Origin of the sequence: Staphylococcus sp. SB1-57 (genome assembly GCF_017086425.1) — a bacterium.
Taxonomy (GTDB): domain Bacteria; phylum Bacillota; class Bacilli; order Staphylococcales; family Staphylococcaceae; genus Staphylococcus; species Staphylococcus warneri_A.
In genome coordinates, this window is record NZ_CP070964.1 from 1,465,244 (window position 1) to 1,482,902 (window position 17,659).

At 32.2% G+C, this 17,659-nt stretch carries 17 protein-coding genes; 1 reads left to right on the forward strand and 16 read right to left on the reverse strand.

Annotated elements, in window-relative coordinates; all coding sequences use genetic code 11:
- Positions 1-2: 2 nt before the first annotated feature.
- The 6 genes from miaB to JX000_RS07280 form a co-directional block, all read right to left on the reverse strand.
- A complete protein-coding gene (miaB, locus tag JX000_RS07255; protein WP_002451254.1) occupies positions 3-1,547 on the reverse strand; it encodes a tRNA (N6-isopentenyl adenosine(37)-C2)-methylthiotransferase MiaB in 1,545 nt (514 codons plus the stop codon).
- A 260-nt stretch (positions 1,548-1,807) separates the two neighbouring features.
- Positions 1,808-2,104: a thiamine-binding protein gene (locus tag JX000_RS07260; protein ID WP_002451253.1), complete on the reverse strand. Its 297-nt coding sequence runs from the start codon at positions 2,102-2,104 to the stop codon at positions 1,808-1,810.
- A gap of 50 nt (positions 2,105-2,154) precedes the next feature.
- The gene (locus JX000_RS07265) at positions 2,155-2,784 is read right to left on the reverse strand and encodes a poly-gamma-glutamate hydrolase family protein (RefSeq protein ID WP_049425167.1); all 630 of its coding nucleotides are present in this window, start codon (positions 2,782-2,784) and stop codon (positions 2,155-2,157) included.
- A 269-nt stretch (positions 2,785-3,053) separates the two neighbouring features.
- A complete protein-coding gene (locus JX000_RS07270; RefSeq protein ID WP_002451251.1) occupies positions 3,054-3,920 on the reverse strand; it encodes a 2-oxoacid:ferredoxin oxidoreductase subunit beta in 867 nt (288 codons plus the stop codon).
- The gene (locus JX000_RS07275) at positions 3,921-5,681 is read right to left on the reverse strand and encodes a 2-oxoacid:acceptor oxidoreductase subunit alpha (RefSeq protein WP_075777956.1); all 1,761 of its coding nucleotides are present in this window, start codon (positions 5,679-5,681) and stop codon (positions 3,921-3,923) included. It lies immediately after the preceding gene.
- A gap of 141 nt (positions 5,682-5,822) precedes the next feature.
- Positions 5,823-6,617, reverse strand: a complete 795-nt coding sequence (locus JX000_RS07280; protein WP_049425163.1) for a TIGR00282 family metallophosphoesterase — start codon at positions 6,615-6,617, stop codon at positions 5,823-5,825.
- Between the two features lie 162 nt (positions 6,618-6,779).
- On the opposite strand from JX000_RS07280, the gene JX000_RS07285 reads away from it, so the two are divergent.
- On the forward strand, positions 6,780-6,995 hold the full coding sequence (locus tag JX000_RS07285) for a hypothetical protein (RefSeq protein ID WP_002451248.1): 216 nt from the start codon (positions 6,780-6,782) through the stop codon (positions 6,993-6,995).
- A 116-nt stretch (positions 6,996-7,111) separates the two neighbouring features.
- On the opposite strand, the gene rny is transcribed toward JX000_RS07285, so the two are convergent.
- The 10 genes from rny to JX000_RS07335 form a co-directional block, all read right to left on the reverse strand.
- Positions 7,112-8,671, reverse strand: coding sequence for a ribonuclease Y (gene rny / locus JX000_RS07290; protein ID WP_002451247.1), 1,560 nt, complete (start codon positions 8,669-8,671; stop codon positions 7,112-7,114).
- Between the two features lie 441 nt (positions 8,672-9,112).
- Complete coding sequence (gene recA / locus JX000_RS07295; protein ID WP_002451246.1) at positions 9,113-10,159, reverse strand: recombinase RecA; 1,047 nt, start codon at positions 10,157-10,159, stop codon at positions 9,113-9,115.
- A gap of 166 nt (positions 10,160-10,325) precedes the next feature.
- The gene (locus JX000_RS07300) at positions 10,326-11,477 is read right to left on the reverse strand and encodes a CinA family nicotinamide mononucleotide deamidase-related protein (protein ID WP_206140562.1); all 1,152 of its coding nucleotides are present in this window, start codon (positions 11,475-11,477) and stop codon (positions 10,326-10,328) included.
- 173 nt (positions 11,478-11,650) lie between these two features.
- Positions 11,651-12,226 carry a CDP-diacylglycerol--glycerol-3-phosphate 3-phosphatidyltransferase gene (gene pgsA, locus JX000_RS07305; RefSeq protein WP_002450528.1) on the reverse strand — a complete coding sequence of 192 codons (576 nt, stop codon included), beginning with the start codon at positions 12,224-12,226 and terminating at the stop codon, positions 11,651-11,653.
- 30 nt (positions 12,227-12,256) lie between these two features.
- Positions 12,257-12,649: a helix-turn-helix domain-containing protein gene (locus JX000_RS07310; protein WP_002450529.1), complete on the reverse strand. Its 393-nt coding sequence runs from the start codon at positions 12,647-12,649 to the stop codon at positions 12,257-12,259.
- 19 nt (positions 12,650-12,668) lie between these two features.
- Complete coding sequence (locus tag JX000_RS07315) at positions 12,669-13,505, reverse strand: YmfK family protein (RefSeq protein WP_002450530.1); 837 nt, start codon at positions 13,503-13,505, stop codon at positions 12,669-12,671.
- A 141-nt stretch (positions 13,506-13,646) separates the two neighbouring features.
- Complete coding sequence (ymfI, locus tag JX000_RS07320; protein WP_049425161.1) at positions 13,647-14,351, reverse strand: elongation factor P 5-aminopentanone reductase; 705 nt, start codon at positions 14,349-14,351, stop codon at positions 13,647-13,649.
- Positions 14,351-15,637: an EF-P 5-aminopentanol modification-associated protein YfmH gene (gene yfmH / locus JX000_RS07325; RefSeq protein ID WP_206140563.1), complete on the reverse strand. Its 1,287-nt coding sequence runs from the start codon at positions 15,635-15,637 to the stop codon at positions 14,351-14,353. Before yfmH ends, ymfI begins: the two co-directional genes overlap by 1 nt.
- Entirely contained in the window at positions 15,637-16,845 is a 1,209-nt protein-coding gene (gene yfmF, locus JX000_RS07330; RefSeq protein ID WP_398575051.1) for an EF-P 5-aminopentanol modification-associated protein YfmF, read from the reverse strand. The genes yfmH and yfmF overlap by 1 nt, the downstream gene beginning before the upstream one ends.
- A gap of 99 nt (positions 16,846-16,944) precedes the next feature.
- The gene (locus tag JX000_RS07335; RefSeq protein WP_002450534.1) at positions 16,945-17,658 is read right to left on the reverse strand and encodes a GntR family transcriptional regulator; all 714 of its coding nucleotides are present in this window, start codon (positions 17,656-17,658) and stop codon (positions 16,945-16,947) included.
- Position 17,659: the final 1 nt, after the last annotated feature.

Consider the following 17,659-nt stretch of genomic DNA (forward strand, 5'->3'; position numbering starts at 1 on the left):
TATTATTGCATCACCAATTCTCTTTGATGTTCTCCTATAAAGGTACCATTTAAAGAATATTGTTTAGCTTCATCAATCTTAACATCTACTAGCTTGCCAACCATTTCTTTTGGTGCTTTAAAATTGACTAATTTATTTTTTGAAGTATAACCCGCTAAAACAGAATCATCTTTTTTACTTGAGCCTTCACATAACACTGTGACAATTTCATTTTCATATTGGCTCATAGCTTTTTGAGAGTACTCTCCGACTTTTTTATTTAAGCGTTGTAGACGTTCTTTTTTAACTTCTGTAGGTACGTTGTCTTTCATTTTCGCAGCTGGTGTACCATCTCTTTGAGAATATAAATACGTGTAGGCATGCTCAAATCCTACTTCATCATATAAAGTTAAAGTATCCTCAAATTGTTCTTCAGTTTCATTAGGATAACCAACAATAATATCCGTCGTTAAGGCAATATTAGGAATGGCTTCTTTTATGCGAGATACTAAATCTAAATAACTTTCTCTCGTATATTTTCTTCCCATAATTTTTAATACTGCGTTATTACCTGATTGTACTGGTAAATGGATATGCGGAACAATATTACCTCCATTAGCAATTACTTCAATCATACGATCTGTAAAGTCCCATGGATGGCTAGTTGTAAATCTTACTCTCGGAATATCAATTTTAGAAATATCTTCTAGTAAATCGCCTAATCCATAGTCTAGTCCTTCAATATCTTTACCATAAGAATTAACATTTTGACCTAATAATGTAATTTCTTGATAACCTTCTCTAGCCAACTCTCTTACTTCATCAATAATGTCTTCTGGTCTACGACTACGTTCTTTACCTCTAGTAAATGGCACGATGCAATATGTACAGAACTTATCGCAACCATACATAATATTTACCCATGCTTTTATATGACCATCACGTACTTTAGGAAGATTTTCAATAACATCTCCTTCTTTAGACCATACTTCAACAACCATTGCTTTTGATAAGTAGGCTTCTTCTAATATTTCTGGTAGACGATGGATATTGTGTGTACCGAAAATCATATCAACGTTTTGGTATGATTTTAATATTTTGTTTACAACTGATTCTTCTTGAGACATACACCCGCATACCCCAATTAAACAATCAGGTCTTTCCTTTTTTAAATGTTTCAAGTTACCGATTTCACTAAACACTTTATTTTCTGCATTCTCACGAATTGCACATGTATTGATTAAAATGACATCAGCAGTGTTAATATCAGTCGTTGCACTATAACCTAAAGCTTCTAAAATCCCCGCCATAACTTCAGTATCATGTGCATTCATTTGACACCCGTATGTTTTTATTAAAAATGTACGTTCTTTACCCATGCCACGATATTTTTCATCTATTTGAAAGTCTCTATTGTATTCAACTTCTTGTTTCCCACGCTTTTTAGCTTCTTTTAAATTAGGTGGTTGATACACATGTTCAAAATATTTGCTATAATCTTTTTCTTCTTTACGATTACGTTCTGCTAAAATATCTATCGTACCAGCTTTTCTCTGCTCTTCATTCACTATTAAAAATCCTTTCTATATGCCCATATATCATTTCTACATTATATTAAATTTAATACAAAAGTGCAAAAAGCGTCATCATTCAATCATACAAAAAAGGCTAAGACCAAAGCCACTAGCATGATTATCAATACGAAAAATTGACGAAGAAAATCTCTTTTCTATCTATATCAAAATGACTAGCTTTTGGTCCTGCCTCATTTATGCACTATGATTTTAAAATTTATCATTTGTTAGAATATGCTTTAGATATTATTATTTTACCCTGCATCATATTTTCCAGTTAATGTTTCTATTTCTATACCTTCTGGCACATGATAAAACTTAACTTGACTTATTATACTTGGACACTCTAATTCAACCATTCGTTGATTTAATTTTTGTATTAAAATTAAACATTCATTCATGTCTCCTTGGACTGTTGTCTCGAGAGGCCCTACGCGATAATGTAAACCAGATTGATCAATGATTTTAATTGCTTCATCAACATATGGAATAACATCCTCATTTTTTGGTGTTTTCGGTATAATTTGAATACTCATTAGTGTATCGATCATTTTATGCACCTCAATTTATATAATATATCGTTCTATATGATTACTTATATTCAACTCTCATTTTCTACTTTATCAAGTGCTGTTGCAAGTGCATTAGCAAAATCATATAAAAAATCATCCCAATTATTTTTATCTTCTCTACTTTTACGACCAATTTTTCCATCTTTAAAAAATTGCTTTCTTAAAGATTTCGTCAATTCAAGTTGAACGCCACCCTTAATACGAGTTTGATTCACAATATTCTCTTTTTGCTTACCAGACATTGTAGAAGGTGCATGCTCCACATTCACACCAATTTTATCAAGTTCTGATGTGATAAGTTCAATTAACGCTTCATCTTTCCCACCGATGTAAGCGACTGATTCATGTCCAGTACATCCATGTATTGAAATAGCTCTTTTACTTTTTTGAGTCAATTGACATGCTGTATCATTATCATAGTGAATTGAAGTCACATGTAATTCATTATTACCTTTGCTTCTATCCCCTTTAAACGTAAAAAAGTTATAATCATTAGTTTGTGCAGTGACTAATGCTAATTCACTAGTTGCAGGTTCAATACCACCGCCATGAATAGCTAGAATAGTAACATCATGATGATTATCTATGGATTCGATATGCCAATCTTTATCTTCATTAGTATATTTTTGTAATTCATTCATCGTACTATATTTATCCATCCCTATACCTCCTCAGTTAATCCTTGTTATTCTATTCCACCATCTTTATATTTTTAATTCTAATTTACAAAATCATTATAATACTTACAATTTTATAATTTTTTTATTCACTTTTCAAATTAAAAAATTGGAGTGTTTCAATAATAAAAATATTTTTATAAAATCAAGGATATGTAGTTAAATAAATATTTCTTATGATTTGAATATTTAAGTCACATATAAAATTAACCTGAGCCATCTTTATTGTGCCTCAGGTTAATTCATTAAAGTTATACAAATTGTTTTGTTAAATCATTAAATGTTTCTTCAGAAATGTGAATATCTTTTTTAGCTAATGCTTCGCCTTCCATTTCTTCAATTTGTGATTCATATGAAGGTGTTTCTGTATCTTGGTAAACAATACCTTTAACTAGTGATTCATGTTCCAACACAGTTTGAATGGCTAGTTGTTTATTAGTTGGATCATAATTTTCAATATCGTCAATACTAATTAAGTTTTCTTTAAACCAGTCATAAGTATTAATTTTATTATAAGTCACACATGGTGAAAACACATTTACAAATGAAAAGCCATCATGGTTGATAGCGTCTTCAATTAATTTCGTTAGTGCTTTGATATCACTTGAAAAACCTTGTGCTACAAATGTTGCGCCTGATGATAATGCCAATTCTAGAGGTGCTACATTTTTCTCGATATTACCTTTTGGTGTTGATTTAGTCACAAAGCCTACAGCAGATGAAGGTGATGTTTGCCCTTTTGTCAATCCGTAAATTTGATTATCCATGACAATATATGTCATATTCATATTTCTACGTAAAGCGTGAATTGTATGACCCATACCAATAGCATATCCATCACCATCTCCACCAGAAGCGATAACAGTTAAATCTTTATTAGCCATTTTTACGCCTTGTGCAAGTGGTAATGCACGACCATGTATCGCATGAACCCCATATGCATTTATATAACCAGATAATCTACCTGAACAACCAATTCCTGTAATGAGTGCAACTTCCTCAGGTTCTAGTCCTACATTTGCTGCTGCTTTTTGTATAGCCGCTTGAACAGAGAAATCGCCACACCCAGGACACCAGTTTGGCTTAACATTATTTCTAAAATCTTTAAATGTAGCCAATTAGACCAACTCCTTTAATTCTTTGGCAACTTCTAAACCTTTATCTTCAATTTCATGTGGTAAGAATGGTGTGCCATCATATTTCGTTTGATTCACCAATTTATCTTGAATATTAACATTCATTTTAATTATACTTGCTAATTGTCCTTGATAGTTATGTTCTGCAATAACTACTTTTTGAGCTTTATCAATTGCATTTTGAATCGTTTCTGTAGGGAAAGGATGCAATTGTCTAATTTGTAATGTATTAACAGCAACATTTTGATTGTTTAAACGTTCTGCCCCTTCTTGAATTGCCCCTTTACTAGAAATGAATCCAATATATAAAATATCTGCTTGTTCATGATTTTCAGTAAGTTCTACAGGTTTTTCTATTAGAAGATTTTTCGTTTTTCTCATACGTTTATCCATTTGTTGTTGACGATTTGTAGCAGCTTCACTTGTCTTACCTTCTTCGTTATGTTCAACACCAGTTATATGATGAATACCACCTTTTGTACCTGGAATAGGTCTAGGTGAAATACCACTACCTGTTAATGCATATCTGCGGAAGTATGATTTATCATCTTCTTCTCGTTCTATATCAGATTGGATTAGTTCACCACGTTTAATTTGAATTTTATTATAATCTAGGTTTTTAACGGTTTGTTTACCTAATGATAATTGTAAATCACTTAAGATAATTACAGGACATTGGTATTCTTCTGCTAAGTTAAATGCTTCCATCGTTAAATAAAATGCATCTTCTGCATCAGTAGGTGCAACAACAATTTTAGGAATATCGCCATGTGTGCCATAAATCATTTGCATTAAGTCAGCTTGTTCTTGCTTTGTTGGTAAACCAGTTGATGGACCACCACGTTGTGTATTAATCACAACAAATGGCGTTTCAGTCATACCTGATAAGCCTATCGATTCCATCATTAATGACAATCCTGGACCTGCACTAGCTGTAAAACCTCTAACCCCTGCATAATTTGCACCAATAGACATCGTTGCAGCTGCGATTTCATCTTCAGTTTGAACTACTGTTCCGCCTACTTTAGGTAAATTAGCAATCATATACTCCATAATTTCTGACGCAGGTGTAATTGGATATGCAGCCATAAATCTAGAGCCTGCTGAAATAGCACCTAATCCGATAGCATCATTCCCAATCATATAAAGATGTGGTGCTTCATTACTTTCTTGTAATTCAAAGTCACCATTGATATCGGCTAATTGTTCTTTCATTAGTTGATAGCCTTGATTTAATGCTTGAATATTCATTTCAACAACTTTGTCACCTTTTTTAGTGAACATATTAGTAATTAAATCTTCAAATGTAGATGTATCTAAATGCATTAATGCTGATGTAGCACCGATTGCCACCATATTTTTCATTAATGCAGTGCCTAATTCTTTTGCAGTACTTGTAAACGGTAAGTCTATAAGTTGTGCCTGACAATTTTCAGGTTTAACTGGTTTCGCCTTTGAATCAGCAATAATGATGCTATCTTCGCGCATTTCATGATGATTAACTTCAATAGTCTCTTGATCAAATGCAATTAAAATATCTAAATCATCACTTATTGCATGTACTGGAGATGTAGACACTCGAATTTTATTGTTTGTGTGCCCACCTTTGATACGGCTTGAAAAGTGCCTATAACCATATAGGAAATAACCTTTTCTATTCATTGCAGTCGCAAAGATTTCACCAGTTGATTCAATACCTTCACCTTGTTGTCCGCCCACTTTCCATGATATTTGTGATTTCATATCATAAGCCTCCTGTGGTTTTAATTCATATTAAATGATAACAAAAAGAACCACTGTATTACTATGTAAACAGTGGCGTGTTTTTAAATTCATACTAATGGACGATAACTAATTGTAACTGTTATGTCACATGTCATTGCACTATAATTTCATAGGATTATCGTCATTAATCAGTATTCTTTCAATGTTAGTCGTTTTACCATTCTTATCTATATCAATGATAACACCAGATAACACGCTTCGACCATTGTCAGGAACTACATGACGTTGAGGTAAACTTGTAATAAATCGTTCTATCACTTCATCTCTATTAATACCTAATATGCCATCGTAAAATCCTGTCATACCAACATCAGTAATATATCCAGTTCCACTAGGTAAGATACGATTATCTGAAGTTTGGATATGAGTATGTGTACCAACTACCGCACTAACTCGACCATCTAAATACCACCCCATAGCATTTTTTTCTGATGTCGTTTCAGCATGAAAGTCTAAAAAAATATAAGGTGTCACATTTTGTGCTTCTTTAACAAGTTCATCAGCCTTTTTAAATGGATCATCTATATCTTGCATAAAAGCTCTACCTTGTAGATTAATAATCGCTAACTTAATATCATTAATTTGAATAATGCGCATACCCACGCCAGGTGCTTCGCTCGGGAAGTTAGCTGGTCTGACCATTCTTTTAGCTTCATCGATAAATTCATAAATTTCACGTTGACCATATGTATGATTACCCATTGTCATAAAATCAACGCCTTCACGAAGTAATTGCTTATATATTTTTTCTGTCAGTCCTTTACCGTGTGCTGCATTTTCTGCATTTACAATGGAAACGGTAGGACGATATTCTTGTTTTAACTTAGGTAAATATGTTGAAATCGCATTTCTTCCAATCTTACCAACGATATCTCCTATAAATAATATTCTCATGGCATGTTCATCCTCTCATACAAATAAGTTTAATAGATAGATAACTTTATTTAAAGTACTCTTTGAAAATTATTTATTTGAGTAATAACTGTCTTTGCTTTTTTATCAACATATATTATGTTAGTATATGTTTATCAAAAGTTTAGGAGTTGTAAATAATAAATGTCTATTAATATCGATCCTGAAAAATTTGCAGAATTAGTAGTAAGTGCTAACCCATCTAAATCAGAAGATGTGGAAGATATCGCAAAAGATAGCTTAAAATTATATATCAATGCATATCGCTTAGCTGAAAGATACGCTAACATCGCTACTAACTGTTATGACACAGCTGAAATTATCCAAGAATTGAAAAAAACAGATTTACAATTAAAATAAACAATTTTAATACTAACATAATATGAAAAAGTGATTATTGATTTGATGAAAATCAATAATCACTTTTTTTAACATAAAAACCCCCAATCACCTTTACGATGATCAGGGGTAAGAAATTATTTAGCATATTCTACTGCTCTAGTCTCTCGAACAACTGTCACTTTGATATGACCTGGATATTGTAATTCATCCTCAATTTGAGTTTTAATATCTCTAGCCAATCGATATGATTTTAAATCATCTATTTCTTCAGGAGATACTACCACACGGATTTCTCTTCCTGCTTGAATTGCGAATGCTTTTTCAACACCATCATAACTTTCAGAAAGTGTTTCTAAACGCTCTAAACGACGAATATAATTTTCTAATGTTTCTTTACGAGCGCCAGGACGAGCTGCTGATAATGCATCAGCTGCTGCAACTAAAATTGAGATAATAGATGTTGGTTCAACATCACCATGATGAGAATGAATAGCATTAATGATTGTTTCATTTTCACCATATTTTTTCGCTAATTCAACACCTATTTCTACGTGACTACCTTCGACTTCATGATCTATTGCTTTACCAACATCATGAAGTAAGCCAGCACGTTTCGCTAAAGTAACATCTTCACCTAGTTCGGCTGCTAACATTCCTGATAAATGTGCTACCTCAATTGAATGTTTAAGCACATTTTGTCCATAACTTGTACGGTAATTTAAACGGCCAAGTATTTTAACTAAGTCAGGATGCATGTTATGAACATTGATTTCGAATGTTGCTTGTTCACCAGCATCTCTAATGATATCGTCTACTTCTTTTCTAGCTTTTTCGACCATATCTTCAATGCGTCCAGGATGGATTCTTCCATCTGAAACTAGATTAACTAAAGCTGTTCTAGCGATTTCTCTTCTGATAGGATCAAAACCAGATAAAATGACAGCTTCTGGAGTATCATCGATAATTAAATCGATTCCCGTAAGTGTTTCAAGTGTTCGAATATTTCTTCCTTCACGTCCGATTATTCGACCTTTCATTTCATCATTTGGCAAGTTTACAACTGATACGGTTGACTCAGTTGTATGATCTGCTGCTAATCTTTGTACTGTAGTAGCTAACAATTCTTTTGCGGTTTTATCTACTTTTTCTTTAGCTTCTCTTTCTTTTTCCTTAACAAGTATTGCAATATCTTGTGACAGTTCTTCTTCAACTCGTTGAAGTTGCTCATTTACAGCTTCTTCTTGAGTGAGACCGGAGATGCGTTCTAATTCTTGTTCATGCTTCATTATTAATGTTTGAACACTACTCTCTTTTGCATCTACTTGTTGTTGTCTTTCTTCAATTTTTGATTCTTTTTGCTCTAAAATCTCATCTTTTTTATCCAATAGATCAGATTTTCGCTCTAAGTTCTCTTCTTTTTGAAGAAGTCGGGTTTCTTGTTTTTGTAATTCACCACGTCTTTCACGTAGTTCATTTTCAGTTTGTTCTCTTAAAATTTGGTTTTCTTCTTTTGCTTCAAGCAATTTTTCTTTCTTAGTGTTGTCTGCTTCTTTGTGTGCTTGATTAACAATGTCATCGGCAGTTTGTCTAGCCTGAACTTGTTTTTGATGCAATAAATTTCGGGCAACAACATACCCTACAACAACGCCTAGAATTATACCCAGCAAAATGAGTAGGAGGCCTAATAAATTCACATAAACACCTCCTTTATCTAGGGTTTGCTCTGTATATCAAAATCAATATGATTATATGAAATTATATAAGAATCATACATACTAATTGTACGGTTTTACACTTATAAGTGTCAAGATATCAATTTGAACTTATCAGTATCATAAATGTATTAAATACTTATATTACAAGATTTAATTTTTAACTTTTAGTTTTCTATATAAATAAAAAAAGAGGTGAAGACATAAAGTTTTTATACTCTGGATAACCGATAAACAGCATCCCCATAGCAGGATTTATCTGCAGTATTCGTTAGTTTTCTAATTGAAAACTAATGATTACTGCTTGTTGAACAAGAAACTCACACGATTCAACAAAATTTTAATAGCAATTTTGTTCATCAATCAGTTCTGCTCATATCCTAAATACTTTTGTCTTGACCTCTTTCAATACATTAAATTATTTTACTCTTCATCAAATAATGACTTCGGAGCGTCTTCTTCTTTTTCTTCTACGTCACCATCAAAAATACCGAGCTTTTCACGTAGTTTTTGATCAATTTCATCTTTAATTTGAGGATTTTCTTTAAGGTAAGTTTTAACGTTTTCTTTACCTTGTCCCATTCTTTCCCCATTATAAGAATACCAAGCACCAGATTTATCAACGATTTCATTTTCAACACCAAGATCAATCAGTTCGCCTTCTTTAGAGATACCTTGACCATACATAATATCAACTTCGGCAACTCTAAATGGTGGTGCAACTTTGTTTTTAACTACTTTAATCTTAGTTCTATTACCAACAATCTCTTGTCCTTGCTTCAATTGTTCGGCACGACGAACTTCTAATCGAACAGAACTATAGAATTTCAATGCTCTTCCACCTGGTGTTGTTTCTGGATTACCGAACATTACACCTACTTTTTCACGAATTTGGTTAATGAAGATAGCAGTCGTATTTGATTTAGAAATAGCACCAGAGAGTTTACGTAATGCTTGAGACATTAATCTCGCTTGTAAACCAACATGTGTATCTCCCATTTCACCTTCAATTTCAGCTTTAGGTGTTAATGCAGCTACTGAATCGACTACTACGATATCCACTGCACCACTACGAACAAAAGCTTCAGCAATCTCTAAACCTTGTTCCCCATGGTCAGGTTGTGATAAGTATAAGTTATCAATATCTACGCCTAATGCTTGAGCATAAACAGGATCTAAAGCATGCTCAGCATCAATAAATGCAGCAACGCCACCATTTTTTTGTGTTTCTGCAATGGCATGTAATGCAACTGTAGTTTTACCAGAACTTTCTGGTCCATATATTTCAATAATTCTTCCTTTAGGATAGCCACCTACACCTAATGCGTTATCTAATGTAACTGAACCACTTGATGTACTTGAAACTCTGCGACCTTTATTATCGCCTAATTTCATTACTGCACCTTTACCAAATGATTTTTCCATATTTTTTATTACTGTATCGAGAGCTTTTTGACGTTCGTTATCCAAAGCGAGACCTCCTAAATTGAGAATGTTTTCTGTTTAATATCTTAATTCATACTATACAAGCTTTTAAATAAAATTACAAGCATTTTGCGAATATTTGTTCGCGTTATTCCAAGATTTAATTATACAAAAACGAACAAACGTGCTATTAATTTAAACGGTAATTGATTTATTTCGATTGTTCTAACCATTTTAATAATCTAATTAGTGCATAATTTTGACTTCTGCTTCTAAGTAAATTTCTGTTCTGAGACATTTTAAATGACTCAATTTCCAATTCTTCTCCGACAAGTTTTCCTAAATAAACTTCATTTTCATCGTGCAATAATGCCATACCCATTTCTACATTAAATAAATCTCGGACGTATTTAGCACTCTCATATAATTGTTCATTTATATTTAATTCGCTATCAACAAATTGCGAAGAATGTGGTAATGCACCTTTTAATAGTTGTCTATCATCTACATTTTTCAATCGTGTATATAATGCACCATTAGTGACGCCGTCATATATTGCAAATGAAGTGTCCATACATTCCATCACTGATTCTTCTATACTGATATCATCAGATCCAAAGTAGTAATTACCAATTCGACTCAAAATTTCGTTTTTCATCGGTTGGATTAGTTTCTGACATTCTTCTTCAGTTTCAGCGTTTGCAGTTAATCTGATATATACTTCATGTGTTCCTGCAAGTGGCGCAATAGTAGGATTAGTTTGTTGGTCGATTAAATCCATTAAGATAGTTTCAACTTTGGACTCACCTATTCCCGCAAATTTAAGTTGTTCTGAGAAGATGACGTTATCATCATCTAAAATATAGGGTAACAACTCATTTTTCGCCATTGGTTGCATTTCTTTAGGCGGTCCTGGTAATAATACTACCTGTTTATCTTCAATTTCCACTAACATACCAGGAGCCATACCATTCTTATTTGGTAGTACAGTAGCTCCCTCAATAACAAGCCCTTGTTGTTTATTGTTTGGCGTCATAACTTGTCCCTGGTCTGCAAAATAACTATATATATATTGTAAAGATGGTTGATCTATAACTAATTCTTTATTTAATACTTTGGCAACTGTATGCTTTGTAAGATCGTCTTTAGTTGGACCTAATCCACCTGTTAGTACAATCATGTCAAATCGCTTTAGTCCTTGTCGTATGATGTACTCTAAGCGTTCAGGATTATCTCCAATAACAGTATGTTCGACAACGTTTTTACCTACTCCGTTTAGTAATTTGGATAAATACTGACCGTTTGTATTAGCTATTTGACCTAATAGTAACTCTGACCCTACTGCAATTATTGAAATATTCATAACATATTTCTCCCCTTTTAATACTTGAATGTAAGTAATATCACTATTATAAACGTTTAAAAAATTAAAATCTAAGAATGAGAATTACTCAGTTATTAGACACTTCAAATCATTCTTCAAGTCCAAAATAAAAAACGAGTTGAAATAAAATGTCATTTCAACTCGCTAAAATATTAATGTTTAAATACATCTCTGCCTTTATAAAAGTATTCAATACCAGATAAAATAGTAAAGAAAACACCGATATATAATAATACCTGTCCAATCGGGAATCCAATCCAAGTTGCTAAAGGATCACCTAATAAAATCCAAATAATGGCAACCATAGTAACTGCTGTTTTGATTTTACCTAATTGACCGGCTGCACTTACAAAACCTTGTTCAATTTGTAATAATCTAAGTCCAGTTACTGCAAATTCTCTAGCAATAATGATAATAGCAACAATAGAATTGGTTAAATCAAGTTGTACCATCACAATTAATGCACTAGCAACCAATAACTTATCAGCTAATGGATCTAAAAATTTCCCCATGTTTGTAACTAATTGCCATTTACGAGCCAAATAGCCATCTGCGAAATCACTTAATGATGCAATGATAAAGATCAAACCACTTATTAAAAGCTCTATTTTAATATCATATCCACCTAGGAATGATACTTTTCCAAAACCAAAATTGACTAATGCAAATAAGATAAATACTGGTATAAGTACAACTCTAAATACCGTTATCTGATTTGGTATATTCATTTAAAATCCTCATTTCTAATACTTTTTTATCTAAAATAATAGTACTGCAATAATCCACAACATAAGTGTAACCAAGATAACTAATCCAATAATGACTACTACTTGTAAAGATTCTTTCGACTTTCTTCTATAAGGAGGTGCTTCTTTATTAGCGAATGAATGAATCGCATCATCTAATTGAATACGATTGTCCGGTATTTCATCTTGATGAACTTCAATTAAATGATTAGGCTCGATATTCACAACACTGGCATATTTTCTAATAAAACCTTCAGTATAATTACTGTTAGGTAATTGATTAAATTCATTATTTTCAATTTGTTCTAAAGTATGACGTTTAAGTTGTGTACGTTGCTCTAATTCATTAAGAGTCATACCTAATCTTTCACGTCTACTCTTTAAAACTTCACCTATTGTATTCAAAACGATGCCTCCTTAAATACTATTCAAAGAACCCGAATCCTCCACCAAACGGGTCACCAAAGTCTAAATTATTTTTACTTTTAGTTTGAACCGTTTGTCTTTTCATCTCTTCATATTGAATTTCTTGATTTTTATTTTCGCGTAATTCTATGATGTAATCAAAATCATCCATACTATAATCACATGCCTCTACAAATAAATCAGGATGTTCTACTACTTTGACTGAAGGAAGTGTCATGATTTCTCTTACTAAATCTTGATGTTTCATATTAGATTCACGTGCTGTAACAGCACCATCAATAATATACACATGATTCGAATCATATTCACCTTTAATTAACGAACTTCTAACTGTTTGTTTAATTAAGGTTGAACTAATAAATAACCAACGTTTGTGTGCACAGACGCTACCAGCAACAATTGATTCAGTCTTTCCGACTCTAGGCATACCACGAATTCCTATTAATTTATGACCTTCTTCTTTAAATAATTCTGCTAAGAAATCCACTAATAATCCTAGGTCTTCACGTTCAAAACGAAATGTTTTTTTATCATCTGCATCTTGCTCTATGTAACGACCATGTCGGACAGCTAATCTATCTCGTAATTCTGGTATACGTAATTTAGTAATATCAATTTCATTAATTTCTTTAACTATTTGTTCAAATCGTTCTACTTTTTCTAGTTTATCGGTTTTAATTAATAAGCCACGCTTACCTTGGTCAACACCATTAATCGTTACAATACTAATTCCTAACATACCTAATAAACTTGAAACATCACCTAACAAACCGGCACGGTTCATAGTAATCTCATATTCGAGATACCATTCTTTTCTTCTCTCTGCCACTGACACCAATACCCACCCCTTGTTTAAACACGACTCAAAGTTCAATTTCACTGATTAAATATAATAATAATCACATTATAACATCGAATTGAATATCATGTACTAGAGAAATCATGTTTTTATAGTTGATACTATTAGTTGAAGCGATTATAAATACCATCCGCCATTCACTTTTTGAATAGTCCCTGTAACACCTTTAGCCATCGGATTATATAAATATGCACAAGTGTGTGCTACTTCGCAAGGTTCTATCATGCGATGTTGCGGGAGTTCATCTAGAATCTCCTCCAACTCTTCTTCTGACCACTTTTTACTCATGTTACCTGAGACAAATCCTGGTGTAATAGCATTTACTGTCACTGTTGTTTGAGCCAGTTCCTGACTTAAAGCTTTTACAAAGCCAATTTGAGCACTTTTCATAGCAGAATAAATCGTTTCCATACTTGCACCCGTTTCACCCCAAATGGATGAAATGACTATTATTCTACCATTTTCACTTTGTCTTAAAGTATCAACAAAATAACGACTCAGTCTTATGAGTTGTCTTACATGGATATGGTAAGACTTATCAACTTGTTCATCTGACATATCTTGAAGCATGCCATACAATGCTGTTCCTGTTGCATAAATCATACAATCGAGACGTGTAATATGACCAAATACATTTTCTAAGTTGATATCCTCAAATAAATCACATTGTATTAAATTAACAGGTCTATTTTGATATCGGTTAATCAACTGCGTTTTATCAGCTGAATAAAATTGTAAATCTACTTCATAACCATCTTCTAATAATCGATCAACAATTGCAGATCCAATTGACCCTGAACCACCCAATACTAATGCTCTCATTAGTTTTTAAGCTCCAAACGACTATCCACCATCTCATCTAAATCTAAGCATAACTGAGACGTTTCATTAACACTTTCAAGCGTAATATTTTCAACAATGTTTAACATATCAAATACACTAACACCTTCGAAATATAACTTTGCGTATTGATTAGCAATGTATTCAGGAGAATTAAGACTTGAAATAAATTCTCCTATAAATTGTTTTTTCAATAAATCAAATGCTTCAACGTCAGTAAGATTACCTTTGTTATCCTTTAATTGTTTGATAAGCAACTGTTTTAATTGATCTGGATGATTGGTTGCACTAGTAATAATTGAAAAGCTATAAGTTGGCTCTAAAACAAATTGATAACCAAATGTTTCATCAATTAAATCATCATTCAATAATTCTTGATAAAACTCTGTTTCTTCTCCAAAAATAAGTTCATAGAAAAATGTCATTTCTAAATCACGTTGAACATATTTTTCTGGTGATTCATCTAAAGGTTGATTTTTAAATCCTAGCATTAACTTAGGAGATTGTAGTTTCATTTCTTCAGATACAACATGTTGATTCACTGATTTTGGTTCATCAATCAATGCACGTTCAATTTTAGGTTGATTCGTTTTATCTCTAAGGTTTTCATGTTCTTCTACAATATCAACAATATACTGCGGTTCTACATCGCCTACTACGAAGAGTACCATATTAGATGGGTGATAAAATGTTTCATAGCAAAGATATAAATCATCTTTAGTAATATCATAAATACTTTCAACACTACCTGCGATATCAACTCTAATAGGATGTTTTTCATACATAGCTCTTAATGTATTAAACATGAGTTTATATCCAGGTTGTTCTTGATACATTTTGATTTCTTCAGCGATTATACCTTTTTCTTTGTCTACAGTTTCTTTTGTAAAATAAGGTGTTTCAACCATAGTCAATAACCGTTTGATATTATTCTCAAGATGATCTGTCGCACTAAATAAATAACTTGTGCGGTCAAAGCTAGTAAAAGCATTGGCTTGTGCATTTTCCTCAGCAAATGCAATGAATAAATCTTCTTCTTCTTTTTCAAATAATTTATGCTCTAAGAAGTGTGCCACACCATCCGGTACAGTTACAAAATCTTCTTTACCTAGCGGTTTAAAACGACTATCTAGAGAGCCAAATTGAGTAGTATAGGTAACAAACGTTTTTTGAAATCCTGGTTTAGGTATGACAAATAAACGTAATCCATTTTGTAGTTCATGTTCATAAACTGTCTCATCTATGACATCATAATAATGTTGTTTCACTACTCATTCCCTCCTTTAGTAAGTACATAAATTGTATCTAATACTGCTTCATTTACTAATTTTATAATATCTTCTTTAGTCACTTTATCTATTTCATTTAAGAAAGCTTCATCACTTTGAGGCTCATCTAATAAAATTTGATTGTGTGATATTTCTATAATACTTTTTGGTCTATCTGCAGATTCATGTCTCTGGGATGTAATGATTTTTTTAGCTAATGCAAGTTTATTATCGTCAAATTCACCTTTTTTAAATTTATCAAATTCTTCTAAAATAGTTTGCTTCGCAATTTCGTATTTATCTGCTGATACACCACTCAACACAAATAAGTAACCATTTTTACCATCGATCTGAGAGTGTATAGAGTATGCTAAACTTTGACGTTCACGTACTTCATTAAATAACACTGATGATGGATCTCCTCCGAACATGATATTAAACACAATAAAAGCGTAATAATTACTTTTACCATAATGAGTTGGGAATCGATAACCTAAATTAAGTTTAGCTTGGTCAACATCATCTGTTGCAACAATTGTCTTTGGCAGTTGTTCAATTTTATTGTCTAATTTTTGTGCTTTATTATCAGAAACTTCAAAAGTAAACGGTTTAATTTCGAATTTAGATTGGATTTGATTGTAGACTTGTTGTTTATCAACATTACCAACAACATAAATAGCACAGTAGTCGTTTTCAATCATAGATTGATATGTATCATACAGTGATGCAGGTGTTACCTGTGGTACTTGTTCAATTTGACCAGTTGCTAAATATTGATATGCTTCATTTTCAAACATGTTTTCTAATAATTTTAAAAATGAATATTGTGCTTTGTTATCAATCATCGCCTCAATCTTTTTACCTAACAATGATTTTTCTTGTTTCACAAATTTGTCGTCAAATTGTTTATTATGTATTAATGGATTCCAAATTAATTCATTTAATAAATCTAATCCATGCTCAAATAATGGGGTTTGATCTTTTAAATATCGTTCATTAACTATTTCTAAAGAAATAGTAATTACATGTTTATCTTTAAATTTCGAAACAAAACTATTTACATATGCGCCGTAAAGTTCAGATAAACGACGGTTTAAGGCTTTGTCGTCCTGCCATTTTTGAGATGCGCGTACAAGTACTTTGCTTAATACTGAACGTGCAGTTATTGTTTCGTATTCAAGTGGTGCCATAAATTTAAACGTAATCATTGTTGTTTTAAATTTCTCGGTTGGCAAGACATGTATATGGCTTTTTTGATTTTCTTGCTTTTCGTTATGCAACTGCAATACCTCCATTGACATTTTTCATTATTTTTCTCTCGTAATTCTAAACTTAACTAAACTACTCTTCATATAATTTAAAGAGTATAAAATTGGATTATTTTGTTCATCAAAATGAGTTACCTTAAGTAACATCAATCCTTCATGTGGTGAGGCATTTAACATTTCAGAAATATGTGGTTCATAATTAACCGCTTCTAAGTCAGTTTCAGCATAAGTTACTGTATGTCCTGTTGCATGTTTAATTGCATTTAACATTGATCCATTACTTTCTTGATATCCCGTACATGTTAAATAGTCCTTTGCAATCTTGTCTAAACAATAAACTACAGGTTGATGGTTAGCAGTTTTTAATCTTTCTATAATAGTTACTGGTTGTTTCTCGTTAATACCCAAACGCTTAGCATCTAATAATGTTGCAGGTTGTTCATCAAAGTTTAAATATTCTGTACCAGATTGATAACCAGCACTTTTTATCATCTCTGTAATACTAATTAATTCATTTAATGGATAAAAGAAAGGGGGCAGTGATTTGACACTGGTACCCTCTTCAAAATTATCTACAACTACTTGTTCAGTAATTAATTCCCCTATACCTTCATAAACATCATCTGTTTTAATATTGAGTTCTCGTGCAATAGCTAAATTGCTTGGTAATTTACTACCAAACTCTAATTCTCCAGACTTAATTTTGTTTAAGATATATTGTTTCACTCTATAAATAGCATTCATTTCCGCCATA

Excerpts from the sequence above, each read along its gene's own strand:
- JX000_RS07260 (WP_002451253.1), bottom strand. The coding sequence starts at position 2,104 with ATGATCGATACACTAATGAGTATTCAAATTATACCGAAAACACCAAAA.
- JX000_RS07265 (WP_049425167.1), bottom strand. The coding sequence starts at position 2,784 with ATGGATAAATATAGTACGATGAATGAATTACAAAAATATACTAATGAA.
- JX000_RS07275 (WP_075777956.1), bottom strand. The coding sequence starts at position 5,681 with ATGAAATCACAAATATCATGGAAAGTGGGCGGACAACAAGGTGAAGGT.
- JX000_RS07280 (WP_049425163.1), bottom strand. The coding sequence starts at position 6,617 with ATGAGAATATTATTTATAGGAGATATCGTTGGTAAGATTGGAAGAAAT.
- JX000_RS07285 (WP_002451248.1), top strand. The coding sequence starts at position 6,780 with ATGTCTATTAATATCGATCCTGAAAAATTTGCAGAATTAGTAGTAAGT.
- JX000_RS07300 (WP_206140562.1), bottom strand. The coding sequence starts at position 11,477 with ATGAATATTTCAATAATTGCAGTAGGGTCAGAGTTACTATTAGGTCAA.
- pgsA (WP_002450528.1), bottom strand. The coding sequence starts at position 12,226 with ATGAATATACCAAATCAGATAACGGTATTTAGAGTTGTACTTATACCA.
- ymfI (WP_049425161.1), bottom strand. The coding sequence starts at position 14,351 with ATGAGAGCATTAGTATTGGGTGGTTCAGGGTCAATTGGATCTGCAATT.
- yfmF (WP_398575051.1), bottom strand. The coding sequence starts at position 16,845 with ATGATTACGTTTAAATTTATGGCACCACTTGAATACGAAACAATAACT.
- JX000_RS07335 (WP_002450534.1), bottom strand. The coding sequence starts at position 17,658 with ATGGCGGAAATGAATGCTATTTATAGAGTGAAACAATATATCTTAAAC.